The 25484-nt window shown below is 72.2% G+C and carries 23 protein-coding genes; 6 read left to right on the top strand and 17 right to left on the bottom strand.

What is annotated here, in order from left to right:
- Positions 1-11: 11 nt before the first annotated feature.
- Together H4W80_RS49590 and H4W80_RS49585 are read left to right on the top strand one after the other, a co-directional pair.
- Positions 12-809 (top strand): alpha/beta hydrolase, encoded by a 798-nt coding sequence (locus H4W80_RS49590; protein ID WP_318787420.1) that lies wholly within the window; start codon positions 12-14, stop codon positions 807-809.
- Positions 810-877: 68 nt separating this feature from the next.
- Positions 878-2413, top strand: a complete 1536-nt coding sequence (locus H4W80_RS49585; protein WP_318787419.1) for a carboxylesterase/lipase family protein — start codon at positions 878-880, stop codon at positions 2411-2413.
- On the opposite strand, the gene H4W80_RS49580 is transcribed toward H4W80_RS49585, so the two are convergent.
- The 3 genes from H4W80_RS49580 to H4W80_RS49570 form a co-directional block, all read right to left on the bottom strand.
- Complete coding sequence (locus tag H4W80_RS49580) at positions 2408-3076, bottom strand: GntR family transcriptional regulator (protein WP_192791431.1); 669 nt, start codon at positions 3074-3076, stop codon at positions 2408-2410. The genes H4W80_RS49585 and H4W80_RS49580 overlap by 6 nt on opposite strands.
- Entirely contained in the window at positions 3073-4200 is a 1128-nt protein-coding gene (locus H4W80_RS49575; RefSeq protein ID WP_192791430.1) for a CaiB/BaiF CoA transferase family protein, read from the bottom strand. The genes H4W80_RS49580 and H4W80_RS49575 overlap by 4 nt, the downstream gene beginning before the upstream one ends.
- Positions 4201-4267: 67 nt before the next feature.
- The gene (locus H4W80_RS49570) at positions 4268-5716 is read right to left on the bottom strand and encodes an aldehyde dehydrogenase family protein (RefSeq protein WP_192791429.1); all 1449 of its coding nucleotides are present in this window, start codon (positions 5714-5716) and stop codon (positions 4268-4270) included.
- Between the two features lie 67 nt (positions 5717-5783).
- On the opposite strand from H4W80_RS49570, the gene H4W80_RS49565 reads away from it, so the two are divergent.
- Complete coding sequence (locus tag H4W80_RS49565; RefSeq protein WP_192791428.1) at positions 5784-6947, top strand: acyl-CoA dehydrogenase family protein; 1164 nt, start codon at positions 5784-5786, stop codon at positions 6945-6947.
- On the opposite strand, the gene H4W80_RS49560 is transcribed toward H4W80_RS49565, so the two are convergent.
- The 9 genes from H4W80_RS49560 to H4W80_RS49520 all read right to left on the bottom strand — a co-directional run bounded on the left by H4W80_RS49560 (position 6948) and on the right by H4W80_RS49520 (position 16858).
- Positions 6948-8015, bottom strand: coding sequence for a C45 family autoproteolytic acyltransferase/hydrolase (locus H4W80_RS49560; RefSeq protein ID WP_192791427.1), 1068 nt, complete (start codon positions 8013-8015; stop codon positions 6948-6950). It abuts the gene before it with no gap.
- Positions 8012-8608: an FMN-binding negative transcriptional regulator gene (locus tag H4W80_RS49555; RefSeq protein ID WP_192791426.1), complete on the bottom strand. Its 597-nt coding sequence runs from the start codon at positions 8606-8608 to the stop codon at positions 8012-8014. The genes H4W80_RS49560 and H4W80_RS49555 overlap by 4 nt, the downstream gene beginning before the upstream one ends.
- Positions 8609-8612: 4 nt before the next feature.
- Positions 8613-9599: a P1 family peptidase gene (locus H4W80_RS49550; RefSeq protein ID WP_318787418.1), complete on the bottom strand. Its 987-nt coding sequence runs from the start codon at positions 9597-9599 to the stop codon at positions 8613-8615.
- A complete protein-coding gene (locus H4W80_RS49545; protein ID WP_192791425.1) occupies positions 9596-10333 on the bottom strand; it encodes an ABC transporter ATP-binding protein in 738 nt (245 codons plus the stop codon). Before H4W80_RS49545 ends, H4W80_RS49550 begins: the two co-directional genes overlap by 4 nt.
- A complete protein-coding gene (locus H4W80_RS49540) occupies positions 10330-11256 on the bottom strand; it encodes an ABC transporter ATP-binding protein (RefSeq protein WP_225964098.1) in 927 nt (308 codons plus the stop codon). The genes H4W80_RS49545 and H4W80_RS49540 overlap by 4 nt, the downstream gene beginning before the upstream one ends.
- A gap of 280 nt (positions 11257-11536) precedes the next feature.
- Positions 11537-12355, bottom strand: a complete 819-nt coding sequence (locus tag H4W80_RS49535; RefSeq protein WP_185072287.1) for an ABC transporter permease — start codon at positions 12353-12355, stop codon at positions 11537-11539.
- Entirely contained in the window at positions 12352-13320 is a 969-nt protein-coding gene (locus tag H4W80_RS49530) for an ABC transporter permease (protein ID WP_192791423.1), read from the bottom strand. Before H4W80_RS49530 ends, H4W80_RS49535 begins: the two co-directional genes overlap by 4 nt.
- Before the next feature lie 2 nt (positions 13321-13322).
- Entirely contained in the window at positions 13323-14945 is a 1623-nt protein-coding gene (locus H4W80_RS49525; protein ID WP_192791422.1) for an ABC transporter substrate-binding protein, read from the bottom strand.
- Positions 14946-14959: 14 nt separating this feature from the next.
- Positions 14960-16858, bottom strand: coding sequence for a primary-amine oxidase (locus tag H4W80_RS49520; RefSeq protein WP_192791421.1), 1899 nt, complete (start codon positions 16856-16858; stop codon positions 14960-14962).
- Between the two features lie 623 nt (positions 16859-17481).
- Between H4W80_RS49520 and H4W80_RS61925 the strand changes: the two genes are divergently transcribed.
- Complete coding sequence (locus H4W80_RS61925; RefSeq protein ID WP_318787417.1) at positions 17482-18702, top strand: LacI family DNA-binding transcriptional regulator; 1221 nt, start codon at positions 17482-17484, stop codon at positions 18700-18702.
- Between the two features lie 4 nt (positions 18703-18706).
- Here the strand turns inward: H4W80_RS61925 and H4W80_RS49510 are convergent, their stop codons facing one another.
- Positions 18707-19375: a lytic polysaccharide monooxygenase auxiliary activity family 9 protein gene (locus H4W80_RS49510; protein WP_192791420.1), complete on the bottom strand. Its 669-nt coding sequence runs from the start codon at positions 19373-19375 to the stop codon at positions 18707-18709.
- 319 nt (positions 19376-19694) lie between these two features.
- Between H4W80_RS49510 and H4W80_RS49505 the strand changes: the two genes are divergently transcribed.
- Entirely contained in the window at positions 19695-20270 is a 576-nt protein-coding gene (locus H4W80_RS49505; RefSeq protein ID WP_192791419.1) for a Uma2 family endonuclease, read from the top strand.
- An 8-nt stretch (positions 20271-20278) separates the two neighbouring features.
- On the opposite strand, the gene H4W80_RS49500 is transcribed toward H4W80_RS49505, so the two are convergent.
- The 4 genes from H4W80_RS49500 to H4W80_RS49485 all read right to left on the bottom strand — a co-directional run bounded on the left by H4W80_RS49500 (position 20279) and on the right by H4W80_RS49485 (position 24446).
- Positions 20279-21277 carry a TauD/TfdA family dioxygenase gene (locus H4W80_RS49500; protein WP_192791418.1) on the bottom strand — a complete coding sequence of 333 codons (999 nt, stop codon included), beginning with the start codon at positions 21275-21277 and terminating at the stop codon, positions 20279-20281.
- Between the two features lie 97 nt (positions 21278-21374).
- Complete coding sequence (locus H4W80_RS49495; RefSeq protein ID WP_192791417.1) at positions 21375-22106, bottom strand: response regulator; 732 nt, start codon at positions 22104-22106, stop codon at positions 21375-21377.
- Positions 22055-23194 (bottom strand): hypothetical protein, encoded by a 1140-nt coding sequence (locus H4W80_RS49490; RefSeq protein ID WP_192791416.1) that lies wholly within the window; start codon positions 23192-23194, stop codon positions 22055-22057. The genes H4W80_RS49495 and H4W80_RS49490 overlap by 52 nt, the downstream gene beginning before the upstream one ends.
- A gap of 97 nt (positions 23195-23291) precedes the next feature.
- Positions 23292-24446, bottom strand: coding sequence for a sensor histidine kinase (locus H4W80_RS49485; protein ID WP_192791415.1), 1155 nt, complete (start codon positions 24444-24446; stop codon positions 23292-23294).
- Positions 24447-24726: 280 nt separating this feature from the next.
- Between H4W80_RS49485 and H4W80_RS49480 the strand changes: the two genes are divergently transcribed.
- Positions 24727-25479 (top strand): SpoIIE family protein phosphatase, encoded by a 753-nt coding sequence (locus tag H4W80_RS49480; protein WP_192791414.1) that lies wholly within the window; start codon positions 24727-24729, stop codon positions 25477-25479.
- The last annotated feature ends 5 nt before the right edge of the window (positions 25480-25484 follow it).

Below are 25484 nucleotides of genomic sequence, written 5' to 3'. Positions count from 1 at the left end.
ATAGTGGCAGGGTGACGACGCTGACGCGCGCCGCCCTCGTGGTGGTCGCGGTGCTGCTCCTGCTGCTCGCCCTGCTGTGGGTGTTCCAGCGGCGGCTGATCTACCTGCCCGACAGCGCCCCCGTGCCGCCCGCCGCCGAGGTCGTCCCGGGCGCGCGGGACGTCACGTTCACCACCGCCGACGGGCTCCGGCTGGCGGCCTGGTACGTCCCCGGCACCCGCGGCGTGACCGTCCTGATCGCGGGCGGGAACGGGGGCAACCGCCGCGACCGCGCCCCCTTGGCCCGCGCGCTGTCGGACCGCGGGTTCGCGGTGCTCCTCATGGACTACCGCGGCTACGGCGGCAACCCCGGCACCCCGACGGAGGAGGGGCTGCGCCAGGACGCCCTGGCCGCCCGCGACCACCTCGGCGACAGCCGTGTCATCTACTTCGGCGAGAGCCTGGGCGCGGCCGTGGTCACCCGGCTCGCCCTGGAGCGCCCGCCCGGCGGCCTGGTGCTGCGCTCCCCGTTCACCGACCTGGCCGCCGCCGGTCGGGCCAACTACCCGTTCCTGCCGGTCAGGACGCTGCTGCGGGACCGCTTCCCGGTCGCGGAGGACATCCGGCGGGTGCGGGCGCCGGTCGTCGTCGTGTACGGCACCCGCGACACGATCGTGCCCCCGCGGCTCAGCAGGGCGGTCGCCGAGGCGGCGGGTGAGCGGGCCACCACCGTGGAGGTCGCCGGGGCGGGCCACAACGACCTGGTCATGCTGGCCGGCGACGAGGTCGTGGGCGCCGTGGCCGACCTGGCCGGGCGCATAAATCAGTAGTTCCACGCCCCCTCTTCGTGTACGGTCAGGAACGGAAGAATTACGTACAGTAATCACAGGGGGCCCCAGTGAGACTCGTTCGCGCCGCGGTGGCAGCGCTCTCCCTGGTCATGACCACCACTCCGGCCGTCGCGCAGTCGGCTCCGTCCGCGCTGGTGCGCACCGACAAGGGCATGGTCAAAGGCGAGGTGCGCAAGGACCATCGGATCTTCCGCGGCATCCCGTACGCCGAGCCGCCCACGGGCCCGCTCCGATGGCGCCCGCCGCAGCCGGCCAAGCCGTGGACCGACGTCCGCGACGCGACCGCCTTCGGCAGCCAGTGCGCGCAACTCGTCGAACCCTACGGCGGCCGGACGTCGTACAGCGAGGACTGCCTCTACCTCAACGTCACCGCGCCGCGCAGGGGCCGCGACCGGCCGGTCATGGTGTGGCTGCACGGCGGCGGCAACGCCGGCGGCAACCCGGCCTCCTACGACCTGACCAGGATGGTGACCCGGGGCGGCGTCGTGGTCGTGAGCGTCAACTACCGGCTCGGCGCGCTCGGCTGGCTGGCGCACCCCGCGCTCGAGACGGGCGAGCGCTACCAGAGCGGCAACTACGGGCTGCTCGACCAGCAGGCGGCGCTGCGCTGGGTGCGGCGCAACATCGAGGCGTTCGGCGGCGACCCGCGCAACGTGACGCTGTTCGGGGAGTCCGCCGGAGCCGCCGACATCTGCGCCGACCTGGCCTCGCCCACCGCCGCCGGGCTGTTCGACAAGGCGATCGTGCAGAGCTTCAGCTGCTCCTCCCCCACGCGCACCGCGGAGCAGGCGGAGGCCGAGGGGGCCAGGTTCGCCGAGGCCGTGGGCTGCGCCGCCGGGGCGGCCGCCTGCCTGCGGGCGCTGCCGGTCAAGACGCTGCTGGAGGCGTTCCGGGGCCACAATCCGTACCCGGTCGCGGGCGGCGACCACGTGCTGCCGCTGCAGCCGCGCGCCGCGCTGGAGAGCGGCCGGATCAACCGCGTGCCCGTCATGCACGGCAACACGCTCGACGAGATGCGCCTCTACACCGGTCTCACCTATCCGAAGCCGATCACACGGGCACAGTACGAGCAGTTCGTGCGCGGCACATATGGGACCAACGCCGACCAGGTCCTGGCCCGCTATCCCGCCACCGGCCACCCCGACCTGCGGATCGGGCTGGCCACCATGCTGACCCACGGCACCGGCCCGCTCGCCACCTGCGCGCACCAGGACGCCTTCGCCCTGCTCGCCCGGGCCGGGGTCAAGGTCTACGCCTACCAGTTCGCCGACCGCGCCGCGCCGCCGCTGATGGACGTGCCCGGCTTCGAGGAGGGCGCCGAGCACGCGACGGAGCTGCTCTACCTGTTCCCCGGTTCGCCCAACCGGCTCAACGCCGAGCAGCAGCGGCTGTCCAACGCCATGATCGGCTACTGGACGTCGTTCGCCCGCGACGGCCACCCGAACGCCCCCTGGGTCCCGCGCTGGCCGCTCTTCCAGGGCTCCGGCGACGTGCTCAGCCTGGCTCCGGGACGCGACGGCATCCACCTGACCGACACCGCCGACGCCAGCAATTGCGCCTTCTGGGGCTCCATGCAGTCATGAGGAGGGGCCGAGGAGTGACTCCAGCTCGGCGACCGCGTGGGCGCGGTGGACGTCGAGCGTCGTCACCGCCTCGTCGGCCGCGTGGCGGCGCAGGGCGTCGAGGGTGGCGCGGTGCTCCTTGACGACCCGCTCCCGGTTGCCCGCGTCGCCGTAGTACATCGACCGGTAGGCGTCCGTGGTGTCCCACAGGGTCCTGATGAGGCGCACCAGCCGGGGCATGCCCGCGCACTCGAACAGCGTCATGTGGAACAGCCGGTTGGCCGTCGCCATGGCCAGCACGTCGCCCGCCGCGGCGGCCCGCTCGACCTCCTCCTGGGCCGACTCCAGCCGGGCGAGGTCGGCGTCCGTGAGGCGCTCGACGGCCCGCCGGACGGCCTCCTCCTCCAGCAGCTCGCGGATGCGGTAGACCTCGCGCAGGTCGTCGAGCGAGAGCATGGCGACGCAGTAGCCCTTGTGCGCCTTGTAGGTGACCAGGCCCTCGCCTTCGAGCGTCTTGAGCGCTTCACGCAGGGGGACGCGGCTGACCTGCAGCTCCTCGGCCAGCGCGTCCTGCCGGATGGGGGCGCCGGGGCGCAGGCGCCCGGTGGTGATGGCAAGGCGGAGCTCGCCCAGCACGAACTGCTGGGCCGTCGGCGGCCTGCGTCGTGCCTCGTCCGAACTCATCGCCCCAATATCTCACGAACCCAGTCGTCATCCTCTCCCAGCCGGGGCGGCCGGCGGCGGTAGGAGGGCGGGGTGGCGCTGAGCCGCAGGGGGTTGGCGACCTGGCCGACGCCGTCGAGCCGTACGGAGGGCTCGAGGCCGAGGTCGTCGGCCAGGGCGAAGGCGGCGGCCAGGTCGTTGATCGGGCCGCAGGGCACCCCGGCGGCGGTGAGCGTACCGAACCACTCGTCGGCCGTGCGGGCGGCCAGCGCCGCGTTGAGCTCGGCGACGAGCCCGACGCGGCCGGCGACCCGGTCCGCGTTGGTGGCGTAGCGGGGGTCCCCGGCGAGGTCCGGGCGGTCCAGCGCCCCGCAGAGGGCCTGGAACTGGCGGTCGTTGCCGGCCGCGATCACGATCGGGCGGTCGGCGGCCTCGAAGACCTCGTACGGGACGATGCTGGGATGCCGGTTGCCCATCGCCTGGGGGACCACTCCGGCGGCGGCGTAGGCGGAGGCGTGGTTGGTGAGCGCCGACAGCAGGGACGACAGCAGCGAGACCTCGACGTGCTGCCCCTCGCCGGTGGTGTCGCGGTGGCGGAGCGCGGCCAGGATGCCCAGCCCGGCGTGCAGGCCGGTGATCACGTCCACCAGCGCCACGCCGGCCTTCGTCCCGGGCCCGCCGGGCTCGCCGGTGACGCTCATCAGCCCGCCCACCGCCTGCGCGATGAGGTCGTAGCCGGGCAGCCCGGCCCCGGGTCCCGACCCGAACCCGGTGATCGAGCAGTACACCAGCCCGGGGTTGAGCTCGCGCAGCGCCGGGTAGCCGAGCCCGAGCCGGTCCATCGTGCCGGGCCGGAAGTTCTCGACCAGCACGTCCGCCCGGCCGGCCAGGGCCCGCGCGACCTCGACGTCCTCGCGCAGGTCGAGGGCGATCGAGCGCTTGTTGCGGTTGACGCCGAGGAAGTACGTGGCCTCGCCGTCGGGCGCGTACGGCGGCCCCCAGGCGCGGGTGTCGTCCCCCGCGCCCGGCCGCTCCACCTTGACCACCTCCGCGCCCAGATCGGCCAGCAGCATCGTGGCGTACGGCCCCGCCAGCACCCGGCTGAAGTCCGCCACCAAGAGCCCCGAAAGAGCACCACCGGTCACGCGCCCTCCTTCGTCGGTCGCGTGACCGGACCCGTGCTGCGTTTGATTGTTCGCTCGCTACGCTCGCTCACGCCGGCGCCCCGAGGTAGACGGTCATCGTGTGGGTGAAGAACTCGCGGGCCGCCCGCCCCTGCTCCTTGGGCCCGAACCCGCTCTGCTTGACCCCGCCGAACGGCACGTACGGGAAGGTCCCGGCCGACTCTGAGTTGATGTGCAGCACGCCGACGTCCAGCCGCTCGACCGCCCGCAGGGCCACGCCCAGGTCCCTGGTGAAGATGGCCGCCGACAGGCCGTGGTCGCTGAGGTTGGCCAGCTCCAGAGCCTCCTCTGTCCCCGACGCCCGCACCACGCCGACCACCGGCCCGAACAGCTCGGTTCGCCAGAAGTCCACCCCGGTCCCCGGCAGGTCGAGCACCGTCGGCGGCACGAACCAGCCCTCGCCGTCGTACGGGGAGGAGCCCGCCAGCGGCTTGGCCCCCTCGTCCACGGCCCGCGCGACCCCGGACGTCACCCGGTCCCGGGCGGCCGAGCTGACCAGCGGGCCCATCTCGACCTCCGGCGACAGGGGGTCGCCGACCACGAGGCGCGCGGCCCGTGCGGTCACCCGTTCCAGCAGCTCGTCCGCGACCTGGGAGGCCACGACGAGCCGCGAGGTGGCCGTGCACTTCTGGCCCGTGGAGCGGAACGCGCCGAGGCAGACCTGTTCGGCGGCGTGGTCGAGGTCGGCGTCGGCGAGCACGACGGAGGCGTTCTTGCCGCCCATCTCCGTCTGCACCGGCTTGCCCAGCTCGCCACAGCGCGCGATCACGGCCCGCCCGACCGCGGTGGAGCCGGTGAAGGAGATCGCGTCCACGCCGGGGTGGTCCACGATGGCCGAGCCGGCCTCGGCCTCGCCGTACACGAGGTTGAGCACACCGTCCGGCAGCCCCGCCGACGTCAGCGCCTGCGCCAGCCGGTAGGCCAGCAGCGGCACCAGCGACGACGGCTTCCACACGACGGTGTTGCCGTAGCTGAGGGCGGGCGCGATCTTCCAGGCGGGGATGACGATCGGGAAGTTGAACGGCGTGATCAGCCCGGCCACGCCGATCGGCTTGCGGACCACGAGGACGTTCTCGCCGGGGCGCGGGGAGGCGAAGATCTCGCCGCTCTCGCGGTCGGCCTCGCCCGCGTAGTAGCGCAGGATCCGGGCCGAGCCCCGTACCTCGGCGACCGCCTCGGGCAGCGTCTTGCCCTCCTCGCGGGCCAGCTCGGCGCCCCACTCGTCGGCGGCGGCGTCCACGAGGTCGGCGGCGGCCACGAGCACCGCCGCGCGGGCGTGGTGGGGCGTCGCCGCCCACCCGGGCGCCGCCGCGCGGGCCGCGGCGACGGCCCGCTCCACCTCGGCGGCGGAGGCGAACCGCCCCCGCGCGACCACTTCGCTGGGCCGGGCGGGGTTGGTGTCGGCGAACTCCTCGCCGTCACCCTCGACCCAGCGGCCCCCAATGAGATTGAGAACAGCGAGATTCAGAACGTCCATGGTCAACGAACCCTAACTGTGCCATATTGGATTTTCAATATTGGATCCAAAATACGGAGGTTGTCCGATGACCACCCCGACCGCGCTCTTCGCCTTCGACACGCTGCTCACTGAGGAGGAGCGCGAGATCAGGACCACGGTCAGGCGCGTCTGCGACCGGGAGATCCGCCCGCACGTCGCGGAGTGGTTCGAGACCGGGGAGCTGCCGGCCCGCGAGCTGGCCCGCACGCTCGGCTCGCTGGGCGTGCTCGGCATGCACCTCGAGGGGTACGGCTGCGCGGGCATGGGCGCGGTCTCGTACGGGCTGGCCTGCCTGGAGCTGGAGGCGGCCGACTCCGGGCTGCGCAGCCTGGTCTCGGTGCAGGGGTCCCTCGCGATGTACGCCATCTGGAAGTACGGCAGCGAGGAGCAGAAGCAGGAGTGGCTGCCCGCGATGGCGGCCGGCGAGCGCATCGGCTGCTTCGGCCTGACCGAGCCCGACTTCGGCTCCGACCCGGCCGGCATGCGGACCACGGCCAAGCGCGAGGGCGGCGACTGGGTGCTGAACGGCACCAAGATGTGGATCACCAACGGCTCGGTCTCGGACGTGGCGGTGGTGTGGGCGCGTACGGACGAGGGCGTCAGGGGCTTCCTGGTTCCGGCGGGCACCCCGGGCTTCACCGTGAACGACGTCAAGCACAAGATCTCGCTGCGCGCGAGCGTGACGAGCGAGCTGGTGCTCGACGGGGTGCGCCTGCCGGACGCGGCCCTGCTGCCCGGCGCGCGGGGCCTGTCGGGGCCGCTCGGCTGCCTGAACGAGGCGCGGTTCGGGATCGTGTTCGGGGCGATGGGGGCGGCGCTCGACTGCCTGGAGACGGCCATCGCGTACGCGGGCGACCGCGAGGTGTTCGCCAGGCCGCTGGCCTCGTTCCAGCTCACCCAGGAGAAGCTCGCCGACATGGCGCTGGAGCTGGGCAAGGGCCTGCTGCTGGCCGTGCACCTGGGCCGGCTGAAGGAGGCCGGGACGATCACCCCCGAGCAGGTGAGCGCCGGCAAGCTGAACAACGTGCGCGAGGCCCTGGAGATCGCCAGGAAGTGCCGCACGCTGCTCGGAGCGAGCGGCATCACCCTCGAATACCCGGTGATCAGGCACTCCGTGAACCTCGAGTCGGTGCTGACCTACGAGGGCACGTCCGAGATCCACTCCCTGGTCCTGGGCAAGGCGCTCACGGGGATCGCCGCGTTCCACTGATCAGAACGTCTGCCAGGTCGCCTCGGTGACCTGGCACGGCCCGCCCTGGTGTACCCGCAGCCGCGCGGCGACGACGTCCAGCGCGATCGTCGCGACGGTCTCCCACCGCTGGTTGATCGGCATCGTCTGGTCCGGGTGGGCGCAGACGGGCGCGTCGTCGGGGCCGTGGCTGAGCATGGCCAGCGCCCGCTTGGTGTGGTCGTCGCTGCTCAGGCCCTCGGTGTTGGCCCGCAGGTGCTGGAACCTGGCGTACGTGCTGGGCCGGTCGGTGGAATGCCGCTCGTCCTTGGCCAGCGCGGGGTCGAGGAAGTGGTTGCAGTGCTGCAGCACGCCGTCGGGCTCCGGCGGTATGACCGCGACCCCGGCCGGGGAGATCTCGATCGAGGCCGCGTCCGACGAGGTCACGGCCGTGATGACGGTCGAGGCGGAGACGGTGGCCGAGCGCGCGATGTCGGCGGCCTCCTCCACCGTGGTGGCCTCGTCCAGGATCCTGCGGGCGATCAGGTGGACGGGCACGCCGAGGTCGGCCGTGTCGGAGTCGTGGCGCAGGATGTTGAAGTGGATGCCGAGCCCGCCCGTGTTCACCCCGATCTTGGCCAGCGCCCCGGCCTCGGTGAACGTGCGCACGACGTGCCCCGGACGCGGCTCCAGCTCCCAGAGCATGGGCGCGTCGCGCAGGTGGTCGTGCCAGTCCCACGTCTGTACCGTGCGCGGCGCCTCCCCCGGCCCGGGCAGCACGACGGAGGTGGAGCACTCCCCCTCGCCGGTCGCGTCGATGGCGGCCAGGATCTCCGTGCGGGCGTTGACGACGGCGACCTGCCAGGGCTCCAGGCCGGCGCCGCCCGCGATCCCCGCGATCTCCTCCGCCAGGTGCGGCGCCCAGTCGGCGGTGCGCTCCAGGGCCAGCTCACCCCATGAGCGGACCTGCGTCGCGGTGGCGCCCGCGACGGTGAACAGGTCGGAGTAGCCGGAGAGGTTGGCGCGGATCGCCTCGCTCCGGTGCGTGCCGAGTTCTTTGCCGCGGGCCCGGGGGTCAATCTGCGTCGACGTGAAAGTGGGGAAAGTCATGAACCATCCATCAGGTCGGCGAGCCTGGGGTTCTCGGCCGCGAACGAGGCGCGGACGCGCGCGTACCGCTCGGCGTCGATGTCCTGGCTCAGTTTGAACATGCTCTTCTCGGTATGCACATGCACCCGAAAAGCCACTACCCCCGGCAGGAGCGCGGCGAACCTCTCCCTGGACGCCGGGGTCGGCTCCCAGGAGGGCGAGCGGAGCGCCTCCAGGGCCGTGACCGTGCGCTCCACCACGTCGAGCGCGTCGTCGATCAGCTCCACCCGTCCCGTCACGTGTACGGCCGCGTAGTCCCAGGTCGGGACGGCCGGGTCGGTCGCGTACACGGTGGGCGAGACGTACCCGTGCGCGCTGGAGAAGACCACGAGCACGTCGGGCGCGGACTCGAAGGAGCGCCAGTGGGGGTTGGCGCGGGCCATGTGGCCGAGCAGGGCGCCGCCTTCGAGGGCGCCGCCCTCGAGGATGACGGGGACGTGCGTGGCGACCGGCACGCCGTCCACCATGCTGACGACCAGGGCGAACGGGTTGCGCCTGACCAGCTCGATCGCCTGGGCCGGGTCCTTGGCGGCGTAACGGGGGAAGACGTGCATGGGGCTACTCCACCGCGCTCAGGATCGCGTCCCAGGCGAGCTCCGACGCGAGCGTCCCGAGGCCGGTGGGCTTGACGCTCACCAGGTCCACCTCGTCCGTGGTCAGCGCGAACAGCACGTCGCCGTCGTTCATGGTGTGGAACGGCTGGATGCCGCGGTGCATGGAGCTGTGCACCTGGCGGCCCACCTGGAGCAGCTCGACGTCGGTCAGCTGCACGTTCGTGACCATGACGGTCAGCGTGGTGTTGCCCATGACGGCCGGGGCCGGGTCGCCGACCATCGCGGCGTAGTCGGCGCCGGGGTGGCGGCGAGCGCCGTCCTCGGCGTGGTAGTTGCCGCGCACGATCCCGCCCTGCCGGTCGACGACCGCGCCGACGGCGTTGACCACGGTCGCCACCAGCACCTTGGCCTCGCCGAACGTGCCGAACGCGGCCCCCTGACCGGCGAACTCGGCCCGCCCGAAGTCCACCTTGCCGGTGCTCGCCGTGCGGCCCGCGCCGCACCGGCCCACCGGGAACTCGCCTTCGACGGCGTTGCGCAGCGCGGCCCGGCCCAGCTCGCCGTCCGGGTAGACGGCGGTCTCCCTGGCCGAGAAGTCGTAGATCACCGCGCCGGACACGAGCTGGAGGTCGTCCCAGCGGGTCCGGTTGTCCCTGCGGGCCAGCAGCTCGTCGCTCACGCCCGCGGCGGCGGCCAGGCCGTACACCGAGCCGCCGGCGAAGCAGATGGCGTGGTTGTAGTCGTACCCGCCGCTCATGCCGACCGCGCCGCCGCGCGCGTCCACGGCTGTGCGCGCGCCCGCCGGTACGTGGATCACGGTGCACCCGGTGGGGCCCTCCGCGTACTCGGCCGTGCCGACGAGCACGCCGGGCAGGTCGAACGCGACCGACCCGCGCCCGGGGCTGGCCTGCGGGGCGAGCGGCAGGTCAGCGTTGCGCGGCACGCCGGGCGCGAACGCGGACGGGGTGGCGAGCCGGGGCTCACTGGTCACAATGCCTCCAGAAGCTGTTTCGAATACTCGTGAGCGGGGGCCGAGTAGAACGTGGCCGTGTCGGCGGTCTCGACGATCTCGCCCTTGCGCATGACCGCGATCCGGTCGGCGACGTAGCGGACCGCGCCGAGGTCGTGGGAGATGAACAGGGCGCTGAAGCCGTACTCGGCCTGCAGGTCCTTGATGAGGTTGAGGATCTGCACCTGCACGGAGACGTCCAGCGCGCTGACGGCCTCGTCGAAGACGATGAACCTGGGCCGGGTGACCAGCGCGCGGGCGATGGAGACGCGCTGCCGCTGGCCGCCGGACAGCTCATGGGGGTAGCGGGAGGCGAACGACGCCTCCAGCCCCACGTGCTCCAGCATCTCGGTGACCGCGTCGCTGGCCGGGCGGCCCAGCACGTCCAGCGGCTCGGCGACGCTCTGGCCGACGCGCATGCGCGGGTTGAGCGACCAGTGCGGGTGCTGCAGCACGGCCTGCATCCGGCCCGCCAGCTCGCGCCGCCGCCTGGGGAAGGGCCGGCCGTCGAACCTGACCGCTCCGGACGTCGGCCGCTGCAGGCCGAGCGCGACCCGGCTGGTGGTCGTCTTGCCCGAGCCGGACTCGCCGACCAGGCCCAGCGTCTCCCCCGCCGCGACGGACAGGGACACGTGCCGCATGGCGTCCAGGTGGATGCGCCGCAGCGGCGGCCCGGCGGCGAAAGTGACGGTGACGTCGTCGAGTTCGAGAATCATGCCGCGACCTCTTCCGCCCGGTGGCAGAGCACGTCCTGCTTACCCACCCGGACCGGCTCCGGGCGCTCGTGCTCGCAGCGCTCCTCCGCGAACGGGCAGCGCGGCGCGAAGGCGCAGCCCGGCGACGGCCCGGTGAGGACGGGCGGGCGGCCGGGCACGGGCTCCAGGCGGACGCCGTGGGCCGCGGCGGCGGGCGCCGACCCGGCCAGCGCCGCCGTGTAGGGGTGAGCGGGATTGCCCAGCACCTCGCGGGCCGGCCCGGCCTCGACGACCCGGCCGCCGTACATGACCGCGACCCGGTCGCACCTGCGGGCGACGGCGGGCAGGTCGTGGCTGAGCCACAGGATGCTCGTCCCGGCCGCGGCGGCCAGGGAGAAGACCACGTTCAGCACCTCCTCGCGCACCTGGCTGTCCAGCGCGGCGGTCGGCTCGTCCGCGACGAGCAGCTCGGGCTCGGTGGCCATGGCCATCGCGATGGCCACCCGCTGCGCCATGCCGCCGGAGAGCTGGTGCGGGTACGCCCGCATGACGCGGGGGTCGTCGAGCTTGACCCGCCCCAGGTGGAAGCCCACGTCGGCGCCGCGCCCGAGCACCAGGCGGAGCTGGTCGCCGACGCGCATGGTCGGGTTCAGCGAGGCGATCGGGTCCTGGAAGACGAACCCGAGATGTTTCCTGCGCAGGCGGCGCAGCCGGTCGGCGGGCAGGTCGAACACCGGCTCCCCGGCCACCACGACCTCCCCCTCGCCGCGCCGGGCCGCCCTGGGCAGCAGCCGGCCGACTGCGGAGCCGAGCGTGGACTTGCCGGACCCGCTCTCTCCGACCAGGCCGACGGTCTCCCCCTGCGCCACCTCCAGGTCGGCGCCGTCCAGCGCCCTGGTCCCGGCGTAGTCGATCACCAGGTTCCGCACCGTGAGCAGGCTCATCAAACCTCCTCCACCATGACTGCCCCGGCATTGAGACCCGAGGAGAAAGCGCCTCGCGGCATCACGAGGTTCGCTACAGTGTGTGAGGCGGCGATAACCAAGCCGTCACCTGTGTGTCCTGCAATGCCCTCGCCGCCGGGCTGGCGGAGAGGTGAAACGCCTGTGGAGCCGGTGTAAGACCTCAAGGGGAGTCCTTCTCTCTGGCGGGCGGCTGGCGGTGAAGCAGGAAGATCCGACCTGTGAGGGCCGGAGTTCCCTGGCTTCGGCCGTGGGAAGGAAGTCAAGTCAAAGACCTCGTCTCCCGGGGTTCGAGCCGGTCGCGCAGCCCGTCGCCCACCACGTTGATCGCCAGGATCGCCGCCACGAGCACGACCCCGGGGCCGAGGATCAGCCAGGGCGCGGCGATCATGTAGGTGCCGCCCTGCTGGATCAGCACGCCGAGCGAGGCCTGCGGCGGCTGCACGCCGAACCCGAGGAAGCTCAGCCCGCCCTCGACCGCGATCCCGACCGACAGCGCGTACGTGCCCTGCACCGCGATCGTGCCCGCCACGTTGGGCAGCACGTGCCGCCCGAGCACGCGCGGCAGCCCGGCCCCGCTGATGACGGCCGAGGTGACGTAGTCGCGCTGCGACACGGCCACGGCGGCGGCCCGCACCAGCCGGGTCATCAGCGGGATCGTCACCAGCACGATGCTGGCCAGCGCCGCCGTCTGCCCGGGGCCGAGCACCGCGGCGACCAGGATCGCGAGCACGATGGCGGGGAAGGAGTAGAGCACCTCCACCAGGCGCATCACCAGCTCGTTCAGGTAGCCGCCGCGGTAGCCGGCGATGATGCCGAACGTGGCGCTCAGCGCCGCCGTCACCAGCACGGCGACGGACGACAGCAGCAGCGTCGTGCCCACGCCCTCCATGACGCGCGGCAGCACCGAGCGGCCCAGGTTGTCGGTGCCCAGCCACCAGCCGGGCCCCGGCGGCTGCAGGCGCGGCCCGACGATCGCGTCCGGGTCTCCCCCGGCTCCGACCAGCGAGCCCAGCGCGAACACCACCAGGACCGCCAGGCAGACGAGCCCGCCGATGGACAGCCGGTCCAGCTTCCTCATGAACGCCTCCCCGCCAGCACGCCCAGCCTCGGGTCCAGGACCCCGACGAGCAAGTCGATCAGCACGTTCATCACGATGAACACCGCCGCCGCCAGCAGCACGCCCGCCTGTACGACGGCGTAGTCGCGGCGGCCGACGGCCTGCACGATGTAGGAGCCGACGCCCGGCAGGTTGAACACGTGCTCCACGATGAGCGCCCCGCCCAGCAGGTACGCGGTGATGGTGCCGAGCAGCGTCACCACGGGGGTGGCGGCGTTGCGCAGGATGTGGTGCCGGACGATGAACCACGGCGACTCGCCGCGCCCGACGGCGGCCGTGACGTACGGCTCGACCAGCACGCCGAGCACGGCGTCCCGGGTGGTCCTGGCGGTGACGGAGATGGCGAACACCGACAGGACGGCGGCCGGCAGCACCATCGTGGCGAGGTTCGCGGCCGGGTCCTGGGTGAACGGCACCCACGTGCCGACCTCCAGTCCGAGCGCGTACCGGGAGAAGACGAACACGACCAGGCTGCCCAGCACGAACTCCGGCACGCTGACGCCGAGCCCGCTGAGCAGCCGCCCCGCCGCGCCGCCGCCGCCCGGCCGGGAGCGCACGGCGGTGAGCACGCCCAGGGGCACCCCCGCCAGCGCGCTGGCGGCCACGGCCAGCACGGTCAGCTCGCCGGTCACCGGCAGCCGGGCCAGGAGCTCCGCGCCGACCGGCTGGCGGCTGATCATCGAGATGCCGAAGTCGCCGCCCGCGACGGCGGCCAGCCAGTGCCCGTACTGCATGAACACCGGCTGGTCGAGCCCGTAGCGGGTGGCCAGCTCCGCCTTCTGCTCGGCCGTGGCGAACGGGCCCAGCACGGTCTCCGCGAAACCGCCGGGCATCAGGCGCACCGCCGTGAAGATCAGCACGGAGACGCCCAGGAGCGTGGCGGCCGAGCTGAGCGCCCGGCCGGCCCACCACATCAGCAGGCGCATGGCTACTGGGTCTTCTTCACGCGGGCGTCGGCGATCAGGCGCAGCACGTTGCCGTACCCCTCGGTGGCGTACAGGCTGGGGCTGAGCGCGTCGGTCCGGAACGCGATCGTGGCCGGGCGGGTGACCAGCGGGATCATCTGCGCGTCGGTGTCGGCCTTGGCGCAGACGGCCGCCAGCGCCTTGTCGCGGGCGGCTCCCGCGGGCTCCTTGCCGGCCGCGTCAATGAGGGTGTTCAGCTCCTTGTCCGGCTTCATGAAGCCGACGTTGAAGCCGGCCGTCTCCGGGTTCCACCACTTGGTGACCATGCCGGGGTCGGCGTAGCCGGCGAACCAGGACAGCGCGGCGTCGAACTCGGCGGGCGCCTTGCCGTACACCTTGCCCGACCAGCTCGCCTCGTCGAGCTGCTCGATCTTCACGGTGATGCCGGCCTGCTGGAGGTTCTGCTGGATCACCTGGGCGACCGCCGGGGCGGGCTCGGTGGAGAAGATGCTGAGCGTGAACGTCAGGTTCTGGGCGCCCGCGTCTGCCAGCAGCTTCTTCGCCTCGTCCACGCTCTTGGACGCCGACGGCAGCGCGGCCGGGTCGCAGGCGCCCGGCAGGCCCGCCGGGGTGATGGCCGTCGGCCTGCCCTTGCCGCCGAGCGCCACGTCGGCGATCTGCTTCGGGTCGAGCGCGATGGCGACGGCCTGGCGCACCCTCGGGTCGGCGAACTTGGAGCCGGCCGCCTGGGTGTTGAGCATGAGGTAGTAGAAGTCGGTGGTGGCCTGGGTGACGACCTGGACGTTCTTCGCCCCGGCCAGCATGGTCGCCGAGTCGACGTTGCCCAGCGTGGCCAGCGCGGCGCTGCCGTTCTGCAGGGCGGCGATGCGCGCGGCCTCCTCGGGGGCGATCGTCACGTTGACGGCGTCGGCGGCCGGCTTCCCCTTGGACCAGTACTTGTCGTTGCGCTTGAAGGTCCACGACACGTCCTGGCGGTGGTTCTCCACCACGTACGGGCCGGTGCCGAGCAGCGTCTTGGCCGGGTCGACCGACTTGTCGTCGATCTCCTTCATGGGCAGGACGGCGGCGGGGATGTTGGCGAGGGCGGCCAGGAACGGCGTGTACGGCTCGCTCAGGGTGACCTTGACCGCGCGGTCGCCGTCCTTGGTGACCGACTTGACCGGGCCGAGCTGGCCGCGCCAGACCGACTTGGAGGCCAGCAGCCGCTTCAGGCTGCCCACCACGTCGTCGGCCGTCATCTCGCGGCCGTTGGAGAAGGTGACGCCGTCGCGCAGGTGGAAGACGTACGTCTTGGGGTCGGGGGTGTCCCACTTGTCGGCCAGCATGGGCTGCACGCTGAAGTCGGGGCCCACCGTGACCAGCGTCTCGTAGGACAGCGAGAGCAGCTGCCAGGTGGTGGCGACGTCGGCGAGCTGCGGGTCGTAGCCGGTGGCGGCGCCGCTGTCGATGTGCACGGCCAGGTTGAGCGTGCCGCCGACGGGGAGTGACTGGTCGGCTGTGGCGAGGTAACCGGTCGGGTTGGGCCGGTCGGGGGCTGTGGCGGGGGTGGTGGTCGTTCCGGTGGCGGCGCAGGCCGAGGCCAGCAGGGCTGCCATGACACCGCAGGCCAGGCGTATGGGACGCATGGGCCTCTTCTCCTCTAGTGGCAGGAACGTTCGGCGGCGCTCGGCGGGACGTCGAGCGTGGGGTTGCGGTCGAAGAACCCGACCGGCTTGAGTACGAAGCCGCACGTGTCGACCGGCATGATCGGCCAGTCCTCCGTGCGGGGGAAATGTGTCAGGCCGAACGTGTGCCACAGCACGATGTCCTGCCCGTCGATGTCGCGGTCGGCCCTGGTGTAGGTGGGCAGGCCCGCGCCGCCGGGATGCTGGTTGACCAGGTCACCGGCAGGATAGCGCTCTGCGGGATGGTACCGCGTCACCCACAGATGCCTGGTCGCGAACTCGGCCCGCCTGCCGATGGACGACTCCGGGTGCGCGAGCAGGGCCGGCTTGCCCTCGGGGTGCAGGGCGTAGCCGACCGGGCGGCCGAGGCGGTTGCGTACGCCGGGGTTGACGACGTGCCAGGTGCGCTCCCTGGCGAGGTCGGCGTCGCGCCGGCCCTCCCCCTCGGTGCGCAGCCGCTTCACGGCGCGGCCGAAGGCGTTGCCGTACGGGCTCTCGACCGCGACCGCCTCCACCTCGTCGACCGCGTTCGCCACGCCGTCCACCGTCATGTCCAGCCGGGCGCTGAACAGGTGCTGGTGGTACGGCGCCGCCAGCCCCGGCGCGACCTCCGAGCTGTAGGGCGCGGCGCGGTCGTCGTAGGCGCCGGTGAAGACGATGCCGGTGGCCTTGACCTCCAGCTCGATGGTGCCGTCGAGGTAGAGGTACCAGTAGAAGCCGTAGTCGTAGTTGCCCACCGTGACGAAGAACGAGATCACCAGGCGCCGCTGCCTGCGGGTCTCCCTGGAGCCGTTGGCCGGATCGGTGTGCTTCCACAGCACGCCGTAGTCCTCCTCGTGCATGCAGATCGCGTTCGTGATCACCTTGGGCACGCCGGCGCCGTCCGTCACGACGGCGTCGAAGTAGGTGATCTCGCCGAGGCAGTCGCAGCCGAGCTCCAGGGAGTTGGCCAGCTTGCCGAGCTGGTACTCGCCGGTGTCGAAGTAGTTCTGCCAGAACCGGATGGGGCTCGGGTCCCCGTACGGGACCAGCATCTCCGCCACCGACGCCCGGTAGACGATCGGCCTGACGCGGCCGTCGTCCTCGAAGCCGATCTGGTGCAGGGTGAGCCCTTCGCGCATGTCGTACCCGAGGCGCAGGCTCCACTTCTCCCAGGTGACCAGGGGGCCGTCGACCGTGAAGCTGGGGCCGTCCGGCTGGGTGATGTGGATGGGCTTCTGCGTGGTCCGGTGCGGGCCGAGGTGGTAGTCGCCGGGCTCGGCGGGGATCGGCTGGGGGCCGGTGTCCACGATCTCCATGACCTCGCCCTTGACCAGGTCCACGTACGCGACCAGGCCGTCCACGGGGTGGGCCCACGGGAGGCTCTCGGGCGTGGGCATCAGGTGCGCCAGCACCCTCGCCACCCGCCGGCCCGTTTCCTTGGGCAGGCCGAAGTTGCCCGCGCTCAGCGCGGCCAGGTAGACGCCCGCCGGGTCCTCGATCCCCCGGCGCCGCAGCGCCTCGGCCCAGGCCGGGTCCTCCCTCAGCACCCGCCTGACCAGGGCGTGCTCCTCGTCCAGCATGGGCACCTGGCCGTCGGTGACCGGATCGATGGGCCTGCGCTCCTCGACCGTGCCCGCGCTGATCGCCACGATCACGTCCTCGGCCGTCTCGGTGGCCAGGTCGAGGAGGAACGCGCGGGCCCGGCGCGCGACGGGGGCGCCCGGCTCGTACGCCAGGACCTCGCCCTTCGGTGGCTCCTCGAGGCCGAGGTAGGACACCCGCACCGTGTCGGTCAGCAGGCCCTGCTGCATCAGGATCCGCCTGACCTCGTCGATCTCCTGCGCGGTGAGGGGGTCGAGAGGATGGGGGTGCTTCCCGGTGGTCAGGTGCAACGTTCCGCCCCTTTCTGATGCCGGAACGTTCCGGCAAGGTTTGGGCTAACTTAGTTGCGACCCCCGGACCGAGACAAGACCCAACCGCCACCCGAAACAGACCGTTTACCGGAACCCCCGCCACCCCTGAAACGCGAAGCCAACCGAACGAGCCAGCCGCCCCCGAAACACCGAGACCACCGAACGGCCCAGCACCACCCCGGAAACACCGAGACCACCGAACGGCCCAGCACCACCCCGGAAACACCGAGACCACCGAACGGCCCAGCACCACCCCGGAAACACCGAGACCACCGAACGGCCCAGCACCACCCCGGAAACACCGAGACCACCGAACGGCCCAGCACCACCCCGGAAACACCGAGACCACCGAACGGCCCAGCGCCACCACCGGAACGCGAAGCCGACCCAACGGACCGGCCACCCATGAAACGCCGAGACCAGTGGAGGGCCCCCACCACCGAAGCGCCAAGCCAAACCCAGCAGACCCGCCACCCACCAAACACCTGAAACCACCACAGGGCCCCTGCGCACGTGAGGCGCGGAGACCGCCGGGCGGCTCCGGTGGGGTGGGGCAGTCTCGCCCGGCGGAAGTGGGCGATCAGGGCCGCTACCATCAGGGCGTGCGAGCAGACGAGGGGCGCGAGCGGGCAGGCGTGCGCGCGGAGGAGCCGGTCACGATCCTCACCGTCGCCAGGGAGGCGGGGGTGTCGAAGACGACGGCCTCCGACGCGCTGCGTGGCTCCGGGCGGGTCTCGGAGCGCACCCGGGAGGCGGTCGCGCAGGTCGCCGAGCGGCTCGGCTACGTGCCCAACGGCTCGGCCAGGCACCTGCGCAAGGCCAGCACCGGCACCATCGGACTGCACGTCCCCGAGGTCCTGACCCGCTCCTCCTACTACATGTCGTTCGTGTTCGGCGTGGTGGAGCAGGCGGCGCGGCACGACTACGACGTCACACTGATCACGTCCGGCCAGCGCCGCTCACGGCCGCCGCGCGTGGACGGCCTCGTGCTCGGGGACCCGCTGGGCGGCGACCCCGTGGTGGAGAGCCTGATGGCGACGGGCCTGCCGACGGTCTCGTGCGAACGCTTCCCCGGCTCCCGGCAGGCGGACGGCGTGGTCTGGTCCGAGCACGCCTCGATGCTGGGCCGTCTCCTCGACCACCTGCGCGAATCGGGCGCGTCACGGCCGGCGCTCATCGTCGCCGGGGACGAGAGCGACTGGGCGGCGAGCGTACACCGGGGCTACCTGGAGTGGTGCGCGGCGCACGGGGTGGTGCCGCTGGTGCGGCGGGTGTCCTTCGACGCCTCGGGCGACGAGGTCCGATCCGCCGCCCGCGCCCTCCTCGACGCCGCCCCACCCACCCGCGCCCAAGGCGAGCCCGCCCTGGCCACCCGCCCTCCGGCCGCTCAGGGGTCGGGCGAGGCGGCGGGCTTGGGACCGGTCGAGGCGACGGGCTTGGGGCGAGGCGGGGCGACAGACTCGGAGCCGGGCGAGGCGACAGACTCGGAGCCGGGCGAGGCGACAGACTTGGGGCCGACCTTGGAGAGGGGTGGGGACGGGCCTTTGGATGCCCTGGTGTGTGCGCCGGCCGGGGCGGCGACCGAGGTGGCGCCGCTGCTGCGGGAGGCCGGCCTGAACGTGCTGCTCGCCTCGTGCGTCGACAGCGCCGCCACCCGCCAGTCCGATCCGCCGATCACCGCGATCGACCTGCGCCCGAAGGAAGCGGGGGCGAGCTGCGCGGAGTTGCTGTTCGAGCTGCTGTCCGGGGCCGCGCCCGTGGGCACGGAGCGCGTACACCCGATAGAGCTCTCCATCCGCGCCTCGACCCGCCCCCGCCCGTAGCGGCTCAGCCGAAGTTGACGTCGCTGCAGAAGTAGAACGACTGGTCCATGTGCGAGGCCTGCCAGATCGTGTAGATCACGTGACGGCCGGTGCGCGAGCCCTTGCTGATGTCGTTGATCATGTACACGTCACCGGGCGCGTACTTGGGGGTCGTGCGGACCAGCTCCAGGTTGTTCCAGCCCAGGGGCGTGGTGACGGCGTTGTAGCCCTGGCGGGTGATGTAGACCTTGATGTAGTCCGCACCGTGCCTGGCCTGGTCGCTCAGGCGGATGTTGAACGTGCTGCCGGTCAGGTTCGCCATCGTCCACGCTCCCGGCGTGTCCATGGAGCGGTAGCGGCCGCCTTCGGTCAGGCCCGCGCTGCACAGCTGGCCGTTGGGGATGACGGCCTCATGGTTGCCGCCGACCCCGTTGCGGTAGAGGCCGTTCCAGTTCCACATGGCGTTGGTGTTGTCCTGCCACGCCTGCCAGCACATGGGGTCCTGCTGCTGCATGGCGGGGTTCTGGAAGTCGTTGCCCCAGCGCAGCCAGCAGCCGTAGTTGCGGGAGGCGGGGTCGACGACCGAGCCGTGTGCCGAGGCGGACTCGGCGAGGGGCACGGCGAAGATCATCGCCGTGGTCAGCAGCACAGCGAGGGCGCGCCGCGCCCAGCGGTGGGGTCCGGCTTGGGGCATAGTGCGATCTCCGTGTTCCGGTCGGGGGGTTCCGGGAAAGGGAGCGCTCCGCGGGGCGACCGTATCTGACCCCACAAGTCCACACAAATGACGGGCTATGTCAGCTCATGGTCATCTCTCCGCACACCCAGGTCGACGTGCCGGGTGAGCAGCGGAAAGGGCTTTCCCGCCATCCCGCCAGATTGACTGAAACTTTCAGTTGTGCCCGATCCAGAGAGAATGTGTCGATACGTGATCGACCCAGAACTTAAAGTGATGAGAATCGGGGAAGTAGCATGTGAGCGAGGGTAAGGTTCCCGATACTTGGTGGGTGACCGCAATGGCGACGATCGAACCGACCACGAGGCGCGAGATTGTCCTTCCTGCGCCGCCGTACACAGTCGACGACCTGCTCAAGTTCCCCGACGACGGGAACCGCTATGAGCTCTTCAACGGGAGCCTACTGGTGAGCCCTTCCCCCACATCTTCCCACCAGCGCGCCATCTATCGACTGCAGCGCATCCTCGACGATGCGGCGCCACCCGAGCTGGAGCCCTTGGCAACCGTCAATCTCCGCGTCACCGACAAGGACTACTACATACCTGACCTTGTCATCGTGCCCGCAGACATGGATCAGCTCATGTACGCGCCAGAGGAGATCTTGCTCGCGGCGGAAGTGGTCAGCCCAAGCACCAAGGAAAGGGACAAGGGTTTCAAGGTCACGGCGTATGCAGCGGCAGGCATCCCCAGCTACTGGCGAGTCGAAATGGGGGAAGGGCCGACGATCTACGTCTACGAGCTCAACGGTGACAGCTACGACCCGCCGACCGCCTACAAGGCAGGTCAGGTCGCGACCCTGACGACGCCTTTCGCCGTCAGTTTTGATCCGGGCGATCTCGAGCGCCCGCGGCGCTGACCACTGCCTCAGCTCATGCTGAGCCAGAGGCGGAGTAAGTGGCGGCGGCGGGACGGCTCGGGGTGGTCCTCGTAGGCGGTGCGGCTGTGCAAGGTCACGTGGTTGTTGAGGAACTGCAGGTCGCCCGGCCGCAGATCCATGGTGAGCGTGAAGCGGGGGTCGTTGGTCAGGTCGTCGAGGCGGGACATGGCCTCCTCCTGCGCCCGGGTGAAGGGCGGCACGGTGGCGCCGCGCTGGGCAGAGCGTAGGTAGTCGGGGCCGTACGCCATGGACACCCCGCCCCCGGGGCGAGCCGCGCAGATCGGCTTGGTGTAGAAGCTGTCGGGGCCGTCGCCGGTGCGGCGGTCGTGCCACCACGGCTCGTAGAGGACCTCCGCCAGGTCAGGCCGGGTGCGCACGACCTCGTTGTGCACCGCCACGGAGCTGACGACGGCGCTGAGGCCGCCGGATTTGGCCGGGCGGACGCAGAGGAGGGCCACGACGTCGGTCGGGTCGCTGTGGTAGCCGAGCCGGCCGCTGTGCTGGTAGCTCTTGGTCCGCGCATGGGACGGGTCGGCGCCCGTGTCGCGTACGTGCATCACCGGCGCCCCCTCCGGGCCCTGCGGGACGATGCCGCCCACGTGGGAGGCGAGGCCGAGGGCGACCGTCTCGCACTGGCGCTCGCTCAGCCCCTCGACGGGCACCCCCTGGAGCAGGAAGAAGTCGCGGCCATGCGTGAGCTCGTCGCGCACCCGGCGCAGGACGGGGCCGAGCGTCGGCAGCCGGAAGCTCTCTCGAGACACCTCGCTCCCCGCCGCGAGCGCCTCCTGCCGATGCGCCTCCGTAACCTCGCTCCCCGCCGCGAGCACCTCCTGCCGATGCGCCTCCGTAACCTCGCGCCCCGCCGCATGGACGGCGGCGAGCACCTCCTGCCGGTGTGCCTCCGTGAGCCGGATCCGCCAGCTGTCGTCGTCGCGCAGCTCCGACCCCAGCCACTCACCCGGGCCCAGCACCTCCGCCACCGCCATGACGTGACACCACCTCTCGATCGGCCGCCCGTTCGAGAATCACCTTGCCCTTCCGGAGGGGCCCGTGCAGCCCCCCATCGCCCACGGCAGAACGTCTTCACCCAGGGCGGAACTCCTCGGACGGCGTCGCGCGGGCGGCCAGTGAGGTGTAGACGGTCACCTCGTCCGGCTGGACCAGCCCGTCCTGGATGGCGCAGATGAGGAGTTTCTCCTTGGTCGGCGCGGGGCGGCCGGCGGCGGCGTACTTGACCCTGGCGCGGTCGATGTACTGGCGCACGGTGCGCTCCTTGATGCCCATCCTGGCCGCCACCGACGCCTTCGACATCGACTGGAACCAGTACAGCAGCGCCGCCCGCTCCTTGTCGGACAGCTGCGGCCGGTGCGGGCCCTCGTCCGTGGCGATCGCCTGGGCCATGGGCGGCGTGACGGACGGCCGGTCGGCCGCCACCTCCAGGATGGTCTCCAGGCAGGAGTCCCGGGTGGCCCGGCCCTTGCCGATGAACGCCGACGCCCCCGCGTCCAGCACCGCGCGCACCGTCTCCGGCTCCTCGTGCTCGGAGAAGACGATGACCCGCTGGCCGCCCGCGCACAGCTCGGCGACCCGGTCCACGACCATGGTGCCGTTGAGGTTGAGGTCCAGCAGGAGCACGTCGGCCTGCACGCCGCGCACGGACTCGATGGTCGGCCCCTGCGCGACCAGCTCCACCGGGCTCGGCGGCCCGAACCACGACCGCACGCCGTCCACCACCACCTGATGGTCCTCCACCAGGGCGACCGTCACGCGTCCCGCCGCGGCGCCGGCGGGCCCTCCCAGATGCTGTTGACCCATACCTCCCCTCCCTGCCGCTGATAGGTGACGACGACCCCGCTCGGCTCCCGCACCGGGGTGGCGCTGACGGGCAGGTCGTCGTTGTCGGCCACGACGGCCACGCTCACCATTGTGGACATCGCGGACACCGTGACCCTGGCCCGCGACCGCGCCCCGTCCAGCGCCCGCACGGGTGCTCTGAGCAGATCCTCCCGTACGCCGTCCGGCAGCGCGGGCATGCGCTCCCCGAACGGCGGCGCCGTCACCAGCACCTGGCGCCGCTCGGCCGCGTCGATGCGCTCGCGCAGCACCGACACCAGCTCGTCCGGCACGTCCTCCCGCTCCGTGATGAGCCGCCGCAGCCGCATGGCCCCGGCCGTGCAGTCCTCGCGTACGCGGGGATCCCCCGGGTCGGCCCCGTCGGCGAGCTGTTCGAGCAGCGACTCCGCCACGTCTCGGATCGCGGCGTAGCGGCGGAGCCGGTCGGCGTGGATGCGCTGGGCGGACTCCCGCCAGGCGTCGTCGCTGGCCAGCCGGCGGGCCAGCAGCGCGGCGTCCTCGGCGCGGACGCGCAGCGTGTGGCAGCCCGCCGCGTAGCCGAGCTGGAGCGTGATGCTCCCCACCATGACCATGAGGTATTTGGCGATGGAGACCCGGTCGACGGTCCCCGTCACGATCATCGCCGTCAGCATGATCCCGGCGTTGAGGGAGAGGAACGCGATCAGCTCGCGCCGCCAGGCCGGCCGGTTCCACAGGAGCAGGACGCCGACCCAGCCCACCGAGCCCCAGCCCCAGTCGCTGGGGCCGAGCAGGTCCTCGGGGCGGCAGGACACGATCACCGCGACGTCCGCGGCCAGCACGACGGCGGCCAGCGCGCGGGCCCTGCCCGGCCCCTCGAACGCCGTGACCAGCGATCGCGCCGCGATCACGACGACCGCCGTGTAGGCGATCCAGGCCGCCGCCACCAGCCACGGCCAGCGGAAGGCGGGCCAGCCCGAGACGGTGACGGTGAGGTCGTAGCCGGTGTGCCAGACCGCGGTGATCACGATGGCGCCGATCGCGGTGTAGCGGGCGTACCGCTGCGCCACCTCTTCGATGTCATCGGTCATGGCCGCCCCCGCCCCGCAAGATGCCGCCGCTCGCGGCCGCCCCCGCGCCACCGGATGCCGCCGCTCACGACCGCCCCGCGCCACCACATGCCAGTACTCATGGCCGCCACCACAGGCTCACCCGGGTGCCCTGGTCGCCGGAGCGGATGTCGGCGCCCGCGTTCGGGAGCGAGCGCATCGTGTCGAGGATCGACCCGCGCACGCCGAACCGGTCCGACGGCACCCGTTCCACGTCGAAACCGCCTCCGGCGTCCGCGACCTCCACCCTGATCTCGCCGTCGCACCGGCTGGAGACCAGCTCGGCCTCGCCCACCCCGGCGTGCAGCGCCACGTTGGCCAGCGCCTCGGTGACCGCGCGGGCGAACCGTTCCGCGACCTCCCCCGGCACCGTCTCCGGCCTCAGCCGCCTGCGGACGTCCAGCCCCGTCACCCGCCCGGCCACCTCGTCGAGCAGGGCGTCCAGGGCGATGGGCGCGGACTCGGCGCTCGGCCTGTCGCGCAGTTTCTCCAGCGCCGCCAGGTCTGCCACCGCCTGCCGGCGCAGGGTGGGCGAGGGCTTGTCGTACGTGCCCAGCCCGACCATCGTCAGCGTGTGCAGCGACGTCTCGTGGACGCTGCCGACCTGGCGCAGCTCGTCCTCGCGGCGCAGCCGTTCGACGATGAGCGCGATCTCGGCGCGCGCGCTCTCCCGCAGGAACGCGTCCGCCGAGGCGGCGGAGCGGCGCAGCAACGTCATCAGCAGCGCGATGCAGAGGATCTGCACGAGGTGGATCCCCAGCGTCCCGGCCACCTCCTGGTACGGGGCCGCCAGCCGCATCCCGGCCAGGTACGCCCCCGCCACGACGAGCCCGACGGACACGGCCACCCACGGCCGCCACGTGACCCCCGACACGACGATGGTCATCGTCACCAGCCCCGCGATCCAGCTCGACCCGCCTTCGAGCGCGGCCCCGCCGACGAGGTGGCCCTGGACGAGGCAGAGGGCGACGGTGATGACCGCGTCACCGGCCACCAGCCAGGCCGGAAGCCGCCGGCCGCGCCAGGCCACCCACAGGAACAGCCCCGTCCACACCAGGTCGACCGCGAGCGCGGGCGCCAGCCAGGCGACGGAGACCGGTGGAACGGCGCCGAGGGTCGCGGCGACGATCGCCACGAACCCCACCACGCCCCGCGCCCCCGCACCGGTGCGCGCGATGGTCCGCTCCATGTGCCTGGTCGCGGAGTCGTATCTCGTGGAACCGGGGAGAGACATGAGCCGCCCGCTCGCGATGACAGCACAAGACGGGCTTCACAATAACGTAAGTGCGTCTCTGTGGCGCCGGGTGAAGACATGGGTCGCATCGTCATTTCCCTCGTGCCGGCTCTGCTCGCGGTGTTGACCGCCTTCCCGCACACTGGCTCCCCGCGTGTCCGGCGGCATGACGGCTGATCGGCCGTCATCCGCTACGACGGCCGATCAGCCGTCAGTCGCGTCCGCTCGGCAGCGCGTGTACTGGGCTGCGGGTCGCGACGATGCGACGAGAGGGGACCTCATGACCTTGCTGGTGATCTCGATCCTGGTCGGCTGCCTGTCGGTGATGACGGTCCGCGGCCGGCGGGGGAACTGGCCGGCCGGCATGCCGGTGGCCCGGCCGCGCCTGGTGGCGGTGGGGGGCACGTACGAGGGCTCGCGCGGGCGGCCGTCGGACGCGTACGTCATCCAGGAGCGGCTGGTCGCGGCGGCCCGCGGCGCGGCCGGCGGCGGGCCGGCCCACACGGCCGCGGCCCTGGCCCTGGGCGCCGTGGTCGGGGCGAGGCCGCAGTACCAGGAGGACCTGGACGAGTGCGCGCAGGCGGCGCATCGCGCCGTGCGGACCGCGTCCCTGCGCGGCGGCGCGGGGCCCGCCCTGGTCACCAGCCTGGACGTGATCCTCCTCGAACCGGGCGAGAGCCCGCGCCTGCGCTTCGCGCACGTCGGTGACGGCGCGATCTGGCACTGCCCGAAAGGCGCGCAGCCGCAGCCGCTCACCACGTCGCACTCCTTCGGCGACGACCCGCCGTTACGCGGGATCGGCCTGCCGTCGGAGCTCAACGCCGAGGTCGGCGCCGTTCCGCTCCGTCCCGGCGACCGCGTCGTGGTCGTCACGAGCGGGGCGATCAGGGCGCTCGGGGCGGCGCGTATGAAGGAGCTGTTCACCGGGGGGACGTCGCCGAGCGCGTGCCTGGACCGGCTGTACGACGAGATGGCCGCGGCCGATCCCAAGGACGACGCCACGGTGATCATCGCCGACTACGTCACCGCCTGACACGC

The organism is Nonomuraea angiospora (assembly GCF_014873145.1).
GTDB classification, from domain to species: Bacteria; Actinomycetota; Actinomycetes; order Streptosporangiales; family Streptosporangiaceae; genus Nonomuraea; species Nonomuraea angiospora.
Note: the sequence above shows the minus strand (reverse complement) of the source record. Positions and strands in the feature narration are given on the sequence as shown.